At 62.5% G+C, this 8,312-nt stretch carries 6 protein-coding genes and 1 pseudogene; 4 read left to right on the plus strand and 3 right to left on the minus strand.

Annotated elements, in window-relative coordinates:
* Positions 1 to 500 precede the first annotated feature (500 nt).
* The 3 genes and pseudogenes from MESS2_RS30395 to MESS2_RS32605 all read left to right on the plus strand — a co-directional run bounded on the left by MESS2_RS30395 (position 501) and on the right by MESS2_RS32605 (position 2,742).
* Positions 501 to 1,163, plus strand: coding sequence for a helix-turn-helix transcriptional regulator (locus tag MESS2_RS30395; RefSeq protein WP_008878346.1), 663 nt, complete (start codon positions 501 to 503; stop codon positions 1,161 to 1,163).
* Positions 1,164 to 1,333: 170 nt separating this feature from the next.
* A pseudogene (locus MESS2_RS29435) lies at positions 1,334 to 2,531 on the plus strand (aldo/keto reductase).
* Between the two features lie 67 nt (positions 2,532 to 2,598).
* A complete protein-coding gene (locus MESS2_RS32605; RefSeq protein WP_008878349.1) occupies positions 2,599 to 2,742 on the plus strand; it encodes a hypothetical protein in 144 nt (47 codons plus the stop codon).
* 299 nt (positions 2,743 to 3,041) lie between these two features.
* Here MESS2_RS32605 and MESS2_RS29440 read toward each other — a convergent pair whose 3' ends face one another.
* From MESS2_RS29440 to MESS2_RS29450, 3 genes are all read right to left on the minus strand, one after another.
* Positions 3,042 to 4,811 (minus strand): SLC13 family permease, encoded by a 1,770-nt coding sequence (locus MESS2_RS29440; RefSeq protein ID WP_008878350.1) that lies wholly within the window; start codon positions 4,809 to 4,811, stop codon positions 3,042 to 3,044.
* 246 nt (positions 4,812 to 5,057) lie between these two features.
* Entirely contained in the window at positions 5,058 to 5,444 is a 387-nt protein-coding gene (locus tag MESS2_RS29445) for a hypothetical protein (RefSeq protein ID WP_008878351.1), read from the minus strand.
* 1,070 nt (positions 5,445 to 6,514) lie between these two features.
* On the minus strand, positions 6,515 to 7,603 hold the full coding sequence (locus MESS2_RS29450; protein WP_008878352.1) for an IS110 family RNA-guided transposase: 1,089 nt from the start codon (positions 7,601 to 7,603) through the stop codon (positions 6,515 to 6,517).
* Between the two features lie 224 nt (positions 7,604 to 7,827).
* Between MESS2_RS29450 and tnpA the strand changes: the two genes are divergently transcribed.
* The coding region (gene tnpA, locus MESS2_RS33745) for an IS66 family insertion sequence element accessory protein TnpA (RefSeq protein ID WP_040594374.1) at positions 7,828 to 8,312 on the plus strand (485 nt) is incomplete at its 3' end.

An 8,312-nucleotide genomic window follows, 5' to 3' on the forward strand; every position in this document is an offset into this window, starting at 1 on the left:
GCTGACCGTCCGCTCTCGGGAAGAACCGCCAGAAAGCGGCTGTCCCACCTGCCATGGTTCAGCCTCGTTTTGTCCATCCTATATGGAACTAGTTTGGCACCGCAGTCATTCTGCCGGTTTGGCGGACCGATTGAGAAGGCCGCTGACGGAAAAAATGCTGCAAATCAGTGGCGTACTGTAGCCGCGGACCCGCTCAGGCGGCCGTTTCGCCCACCACGCCAGCGGGAAAAGCCGAAGGATGACCAACCGCGCGCAACCGGACATCATCCGCCGGGAAAGCAAGACCTTCCGGCTGGCGCATTGCCTTTTGCCAGTATGGCGCGACGGCGAGATCGACTCGGCGTCCGCACCCGGGTCGATCGCGTTAGCGTTCACAGGCCAGGCGAATGCTGTTGTGCGCGAGGCCGATGGCGCTGCAAGGCCACGGGCCGTGCTGCCTATGACAATCGGGCTTGGCGGCGTATGGCGCGGCGATCAGGATGAGACGAATCTCACCTTGATTGTCGCCGCGCAGCGGCGACACGCCGATCGCCTGGTTGGAGACGGATGCTCCCTCCGACGTTCTCGAAATCACCGGGGCGGCCGAGCTGCGCCGCGAGATGGCGCGGGACATGCGTGTCGAAAGCTACGCCGATCTCGACGACGTGCATGGCTGGCAGGACCCGATCATTCAAGCGGTCGCGACCAGGCTGCGCGCCGCCCTGCGCGGGTGGATACCGATGTCGGACCCGGAGGCCGAGACATTGGTTCGCGCTGCCTATGCCCAGGCGCTGCGGCGGCACTTCGGTGGCCGCGAGGGAATCGCGCGAACGCTTGACGCGCGGCGGCGTCAGCGTGTGGTGGAACGGGTGCTGGACATCGGCGGCAAACCACCGACCCTGGGAGATCTTGCCGAGGCGGCCGCGCTCAGCCCGTTTCACTTCGCGCGCAGTTTTGCCAACACCTTCGGCATGCCGCCGCATCGCTTTGTAACAGTAAGTCGGCTGGATCGAGCCTTTCACGCTCTGCGGTCGACCCCGGCAACCGTGCCGCAGGCGGCTGCGGCTGCGGCTGCGGGGTTCTCGAACCTGCATCATTTTCGTCAACTGTTCCGAAGGCAGTACGGCGTGCCGCCATCGGACATAAGCCGGCAGGCGCGGACTCAGTCGATCCGGCACCGATAGGCTTTCCGGCGACAGCTTCGCCTGAACCGGGCGAGCCATGAAGTGAGCAAGAATCGACCCTGTCGCCGGCGCGGGCCGTGCCTATCTTCAGCAAGCCGCCCTTAGAGGCCGGCGACCGCACCAAGCATCCGCGCCGATCTCATGGCGTATCCCGAGCCAAGGATTGTGACATGACGAAATCTCATCGAGTCGATCAGTCTCCCTCAGACATTGACAACCCGCAACGGCGGCAATTTCTGGCGTCGGCAGCCATGCTCGGCGTCGCCCCCTGGCTGCTGTCTTCGCTTGGCGAAGCGGCGGCGCAAACGGCCAGCCCGCAACCGGCGGGTCAGCGCCGCAAGCTGGGCGCCGTCGAGGTGTTTTCCGTGGGGCTCGGATGCCAGTGGAAACCTGGCCAAGCCGACGGCACGGCCCAGGATTATTTCGGCAGCTCCATAGATCGCTCCGCTGCCGTTGCGCTTATCAGGCGCGCGGTGGACCAGGGCGTCACCCTCATCGACACGGCGGAAGTCTATGGGCCCTTCATTTCGGAGGAGATCGGTCAGCGAGGCACTGCAGGGGCTGCGCGAAACGGTCGTTCTGGAGAGCAAGTTCGGTTTCAACATTGACCTTGAGACCGGCAAGATCGGAGAGGGCCTGAACAGCCGGCCCGAACACATCAAGCGCGCCGTCGAAGGCAGCTTGCGCCGCCTGCGCACCGACCGCATCGACGTGCTCTACCAGCACCGCGTCGACCCGCAGGTGCCGATCGAAGACGTCGCCGGCGCGGTCAAGGATCTGGTCGCCGAGGGCAAGGTTCTGCATTTCGGGCTCTCCGAGCCGGGCCTGGAGACGATCCGACGCGCGCACGCGATTCTGCCGCTCGCCGCGATCCAGAACGAATATTCGATGGTCTGGCGTGGTCCCGAGGCCGACGTGCTGCCTCTGTGCGAGGAATTGGGCATCGGCTTCGTGAGCTGGGCTCCGCTGGGCTATGGTTTCCTGACCGGCACGATTACGGCAGGAAGCCGCTTCGGCGACGACCCTGTGCAAGACTTCCGTGCCTGGGTTCCCCGGATGGCTGAGGATGCCCTGGTGGCCAACATGGCGCTTGTCGATGTCGTGCGGACGTGGGCGCAACGCAAGGAGGTCAAACCCGCCCAGCTGGCACTGGCCTGGCTCTTGGCGCAGAAGCCTTTCATTGTGCCGATCCCCGGCACGACGAAGGCCGCCCACCTCGACGAGAACATCGCGGCCGCTGCAATCACTTTTACCGAGGATGAGTTGCGCGAGCTCAATGCTGCCGTGGCTGCGGTCAAGATCGAAGGCGCCCGGCTTCCTCCCCCGGTTCTCGCCATGTCCGGGGTGGAAGCCCCACCCAAGACTTAGTCTCCGCCTGCTCAATAGCTCGTCAACGTCATGCGCACTGATGAGCTCTGCGCAACAATAGATTTCCATGCCGATCTTCGACGTCGACAAGGCGCGCACCTGCCTGTTCGTCAAGCGCTCGCTCGGTGCGGGCGATCGCGACACCATTCTGGTCGAGATCGCAGTGGCGATGGAACCGGTGGATCCGAAAGTCGAGGGCCGGAAGAGCTGACGGAATCGGACGGCCGCTCATGGGACCACGATTTCTGCTGCTGAACGACTGGATTGAGGCGCATAGCCGTCGACATCGCAGTAGAGGGCGCAAGCTTCGCGTGCGCTACGTCGTGGAGGGCAGTGATGGCGTCCCTGTAAGGCGCCATGGATCACGACTATCGGTACGACCGAGCAAGCGGACAACTCATAAGTAAGCCCCCGTCTTCTGAACTGCAGCCCCAGCTTGCGCGGCGGCGACCCATTCACGAATGTAGTGCCATGTGGGGACTTCCAACGAGGGCATCCGAATATCGGATGTCAGTTTGGCCAAACGATCATAAGCATCGGCACGGCAACAATGATTACGAGGAAAGATAGCGGCAGTCCCAGACGCGGATAGTCGCTGAACCGGTAGCCGCCTGGCCCCATGACGAGCGTGTTGCACTGGTGCCCGATCGGCGTGAGAAAGTCGCAGCCCGCGCCAATGGCGACAGCCATCAGAAATGCTTCCGGCCTGTAGCCCAGATCGCAGGCAAATTCGGCGGCGATAGGCGCCATGACAAGAACGGTGGCGGCATTGTTGAGGAATGGTGTAACGGCCATGGCGGCGACAAGGATGAGCGTCAGTGCGCCGGACGCCGGAAGAATGGTCCCCAGTTTGGCAAGCTCGCCAGCAATTATTCCCGTCGCCCCTGTGCTGCGTAGCGAATCGCTCACAGGAATGAGAACGGCGAGCATGACGAGGATTGGACCATCCAGCGACTGGTAGACGTCCCGGAGGGGGATGACCTTGAAAAGCACCACCCCGACCGCGGCCGCAAAGAAAGCGACGGGGACAGGGAGCAGCCCAAACGCAGTCGCCACCATGGCGAGAGCAAGGATCGCCACCGGCACGATACCTCTGCGCACGCTACCAAGAAGGATAGCCCGTTCTGCCAGTGGCAGGCAGCCGAGTTCACGCAGGACCTCGGGCATCGTCGCTGCATTGCCCTGCAGCACGACGATGTCGCCGAGCCTTAGCTCGACTTTGGCGAGCCTGCGGTCGAGGCGCTCGCCGCGACGGCTGACCGCCAGGAGGTTGACATTGAAGCGATCGTAAAGGGCAAGGCGCTGGGCTGTCCAGCCGATCAAAGAGGAGCTTTCACCGATCACGGCTTCGATAGCCACCATTTCGCTGGTGGTGCCGTCACCACCGACCCTGTCGCCCGTGACGCTGAGCTTGCCCTGGGAGACAAGGCGATCCAGCGCCGCCGGGTCGCCTTCGAGCAACAGAATGTCGTCCACCCTGAGGACGGCATCGGGCAGCGGCGTCATCCGCATCGTGCGATTGCGCAGGATCGACGTCACGATGGCATCGCCGCCGGCAAGCTTCATGAGGTCTGCGACGGTTTTCCCGAGCACCGTGGAATCGCTGACAATTCGAGCCTCTGTCAGGTAGTTCTTGATGTCGAGGGCTTCATTCAGCGACCCGCCGAGCTTTTCGCGCACCGGCAGCAACCAATAGAAAAACAGCAGGAAGATCGTTCCGGCGGCGGCTATGGCAGCTCCAACAGGTGTGAAATCGAACATTGTGAAGGCGGTTCCGGTCAACTCCTCTCGCACGCGCGACACAACGATATTGGGAGATGTTCCCACCTGCGTCATCAGCCCGCCGAGCAGTGATCCGAACGCCATGGGCATCAGGAATATCGACGGTGAAATGTTCGACCGGCGCGCGAACTGGAAGGCGATCGGAATCATGATCGCCAGCGCACCGATATTCTTTACAAAGGCAGACAGAATCGTGACCACGATGACCAGCAGCGCCAGTTGCGACCGAACGCCTGACAATTTCGGCGCAAAACGCCTGATGGCGACTTCCATGATGCCCGAACGTGCTATGCCTGCGCTCACCAGCAGAGCACTGCCGACAATGATCACGATATCGTCGCTGAACCCGCTGAAGGCTTCGTTGTAAGGCACAATGCCAATCGACAGAGCAAGCAACAAGGCCGCGGCTGCGACCAGGTCATATCGATAGCGACCCCATACGAACGCTGCCATCATCATGAAGGTAACGGCGAACGACAGAATTTGCGGCGTAGTCATGTCTTCGGATGCCCCCCGCCGCCGATGCGACTGATCAGAACGGCCAAACCGCCCCTTTTGTTGCTTCGCTGATTGAGACTTTGCTAGCACGATTCTGAATGCCGTCGGGCGGATGGCCGCTGGCCCACGGCTTCCAGCGCAGTCGCCTGCGATCGTCAGCTTTCAGGAAATGGCAAAACTGACCATACGACCGACATGGGGCGCATACCAGAAATTGATTAGCTGACGGTGAGGCGCGCCGTTGTCTCATCCCTTCCAAATCGTCGATCGGAGAACGGACTGCATGTGCTCTGCGAGGTCGAGTTCACCGCGCGCCTCGATCTCCAGAAGATATCGGGCCTTGGCCAGGCGATCCCCTTCCCCAACAGCCGGATAGCCGCAGATGGCGAGCAGCGCCCTCTCCTCTTGCCGGCTGGCTCTGACGGGGTCGCCGCTGCCACCGCCTAACTCGTGCAGGGATTTGCCGAACTCAGCATAGGCTGTCTTGTGCGCCTCAATCAGCGCTCGCAGATAACTGGACGGCTCTTGGTCTCGGCTCGGCGGCTCTGCACCGAGCGCCGTTGCCGTCGTCGACGAGGCGACGACTGCGCTGCCGGAGTGGAGGAGCAAGGCGCGGCGGTTGATCCTAGACATGGCAACCTCTCCATTTGCTTTGATGGCCATCACGCCAGTGGCGTAAAACCATCAAAGCGTAACACGACGGTTTGCGCATTCGTGTCAGGATCAACAGACCCAAGCAGTCGAGAGTCAATGCGGCTGGGCGATGCGTAGCGCCTGCATCTCGGATAGGATGCCGTGCCCGACGAACACTCCGACGGAACCTTGGATTTGAGGGCGGACGTGCCGCGACTGGCTCGCTTCCACTGGGCGTGAAGCCTATGCATCCGAAATGCGGAAGATGACGCCAGCCGACAAGCCTGCGCTCGGCCGCCATCCTACCGCCGGCGCTGACGACGTCGGCTCCACGGGCCGAAGTGACGCCCCTCTGCTGCAGCGAGCAGTTCGCCGATCGCGGGCCACCGCAGACTAGGTCGGCGAGGTGCTGACGTAGTCTACCCAACAGCTCGTTATCTAACGACGAGCGGCCACCTCAAGAACAATCTCTGACCACGCCCCTCCTTTCCCGGCCCCGGCCCCCACTACGGCCAGTCGGGCGGCCACACATCGCACTAAGCTACGGACGAAGAACGAAAATCGACGATCTTGGGAGGTGCAGGGAAAACCCGCACCTCGCGAAAATTAGGAATAACCTATTGGAATAACACAACCGAACGACGCCGCACCTCGCGGCCTTTTATCTCGCCATCTTAATCGGTTGTGCTTCCGGTGATCTTTTCGACATCGTCGTTCCTCTCTTTTGGTGCGATAATATACGAATCTATTCTCTACGCTACGATACCGCGTTCTGGCGTCGAGTTCCGATGCGCCGTGCAATCTTCCGCGCTCTGCGACGGGATTAATCGGCTGCACCAAAGCAGCCCTCGAACCGTCGTGGCGCACTTTTCCATTGGACTGACGGAGCATCGCAACAGACAATCGAGCGCGGTCCGGCCGTCTGTCGATCGGCGCGGCCGCAGGCAAGATAACGTGCGTTCCGTCGTTCCTGGTCTGCATCGGTCCTCATCCGCCGGGGCGGATCTCCTTGGCTCAGATAGCGCCCGTCAACGTGCGGACGCCATGCGTTTCAAATTCCGTCGCACCGCTCATCGATGCGCACCCAGAAGCTTGCGGGCCTTGTCATGCGCGCGCTGCGCGACGTCGACCTGGCTTGCTGCGGCGTCGCCGACGTAGAACGTGCCATCGCTCCACATAGCGTGCATGATCACCGCCAGCTTGCGCGCCACCGCCACGCAGGCCTTTCGATGGCAGGAGCGCTTGGCGATCTCCTGGCCCCAGCTCTTGACCTTGTCCCTGCCCTTGAAGCGCGTCATCAAACCGGACGCCGCCTCGTAGAGTGCGCGCCGCACATCAGCGTCGCCGGCCTTCGAGATCCGTCCCTGAACGTCGATCGAGGTGCCCGACTGCCACCGTCGCGACGTCAGCCCGAAGTAGGCCGCGACGTCGCGCGAGCGGCGGAAGCGCGACGGATCGTCGATCGCCGTCATGAACGAAAGCGCCGTCACCGGGCCGACGCCGGGGATTGCCATGAAGCGTCGGCACGGCTCGCTGCGCGCCACCATTTTGACGACGAGATCGTGCAGCCGGCAGTACTGCCTCCAAAGCGCGGCGCGCGCCGACAGCATCGCGTCCATCAGTTCGGACGACAGCGGATCGTCCACCACAGCCTGGCGCACCGCCTGCTCGAAGGCCCCGCGGCCGACCTTGCCCAAGCGGATGCCGAACGACTTCAGCGAATGGCGGATAGCGTTTTCCAAGTCGAGGAACTTGGCCTTCAGATTGCGCCGGTGGGCCAGCAGAAGCCGCGTCCGGTAGCAGCTTTCCGACTTGATATAGGCCTGTCGGAACCAGCCCGTGCGCATGATGTGAGCGATGCCGAGCGCATCGGCCTTGTCGGTCTTGTTGCGCTGCGCCGATAGCGCGGCGCGCACGTGCTGCGTCTCCAGGCAGATGGCCGGCAGGCCAAGTTTCTTGAGTTCCGGATGCAGCCAGGGCGACAGCGACCCCGCCTCGTGGCCGACGCGACGCAGGCGCGGCACAAACGGCTTCAACACCGCAAACAGCGCATCGGGATCCGTCACCGCCGTCGTCTCAAGATGCACCGCGCCATGATCGTCAACGACGCACACCGCCGTCTCGTCCATTGCCACGTCCAGTCCACAAAAGAATTCCATGGTTCGCCTCCTGCGTTGCTTCACAGGCGCAGATTTTGCCGCAGAGTCGCCGACGACCGCCAGTTGAACCGCAGCCGACGCACCGCTTTTCCGCTCGGCCAAGCGCTCGCCCCGATTACGGGCGGCAGTCCTAAGGTCGTGTGTAAGCGTCCGGTCTCTGCACCCAGATTGAGTAGTGCAATAGCGCGACATGTCGGGCTCCTTCGTTGCATGGAGGATCTCCGGTGAATTTGAGACATTTCGAGAACAAGGCGCGGCAATCCTATTGGGTGGTTCACGTCGAGGCGTGGCGGCGCAGCGGTCTGACGCGGACGGAATATTGCCGTGTGCATCGCCTGACGAAGGACACGCTCGATCGCTGGCTGAAGTACTTTGCGGGCAACGACGCGGCGCGTAAGCAGGCTGAATGTCAGGCGGAATTGCGCCGTCAGAAGCGCCTGGAAGAGCGAGCGAAGCGGCAGAAAAAGCAAGCTCGGCGACGCTTCGCGATAAGCACCGATGTGCGCAACCGTGCCGTCCAGGCGTTCTGGGCAATGCATGTCGAGGCGATGAACTGGAGCGGCATGGGCGTTCGCGAATACGCCGCGGCGCTGCATCTGTCGCCGTATTCGCTGCGTCTCTGGCGTGACCGACTGGACGAGGGTGAGGTCGAAATCGACTGGCGGGCGCATCTTCATCCCTCCGCCCGTCCGGCCGTTAGCACTAGTGG

Origin of the sequence: Mesorhizobium metallidurans STM 2683, assembly GCF_000350085.1 — a bacterium.
Lineage (GTDB): Bacteria > Pseudomonadota > Alphaproteobacteria > Rhizobiales > Rhizobiaceae > Mesorhizobium > Mesorhizobium metallidurans.

What these genes read in the sequence shown, in the direction of transcription:
- MESS2_RS32605 (WP_008878349.1), top strand. Translation starts at nt 2,599, where the DNA reads ATGCCGATCTTCGACGTCGACAAGGCGCGCACCTGCCTGTTCGTCAAG.
- MESS2_RS29440 (WP_008878350.1), bottom strand. Translation starts at nt 4,811, where the DNA reads ATGACTACGCCGCAAATTCTGTCGTTCGCCGTTACCTTCATGATGATG.
- MESS2_RS29445 (WP_008878351.1), bottom strand. Translation starts at nt 5,444, where the DNA reads ATGTCTAGGATCAACCGCCGCGCCTTGCTCCTCCACTCCGGCAGCGCA.
- MESS2_RS29450 (WP_008878352.1), bottom strand. Translation starts at nt 7,603, where the DNA reads ATGGAATTCTTTTGTGGACTGGACGTGGCAATGGACGAGACGGCGGTG.